1 protein-coding gene is annotated in these 281 nt (G+C 40.6%); it reads right to left on the bottom strand.

All coding sequences use genetic code 11. From position 1 onward, the window contains the following. The coding region (locus tag ASU00_RS24215; RefSeq protein ID WP_152983855.1) for a DDE-type integrase/transposase/recombinase at positions 1–281 on the bottom strand (281 nt) is incomplete at both ends.

Raw genomic sequence — 281 nt, 5'->3', positions numbered from 1 at the left:
GTCATGTAATCATTGATTTTCGATTTTAATTCCTTCAGTGTTTTGGCTGATTTATAATCTAGCTCATCCTTTAGATGACCAAAAAATGATTCTTGAGGGGCATTGTCCCAACAGTTCCCTCTTCGTGACATAGACTGACCCAAGCCATACTCCTTTAAAAGCTTTTGGTATCGGGGGCTTGTGTAGTGGCTTCCCTGATCCGAGTGGATGAAGGCACCTGAATGAAGAGTGACCTTCTTATTGTTCATCAATTTATGAATCGTTTGGATTGCAATGTCCAA

The sequence above is a fragment of the Peribacillus muralis genome, from assembly GCF_001439925.1.
GTDB lineage: Bacteria > Bacillota > Bacilli > Bacillales > DSM-1321 > Peribacillus > Peribacillus muralis.
Note: the sequence above shows the minus strand (reverse complement) of the source record. Positions and strands in the feature narration are given on the sequence as shown.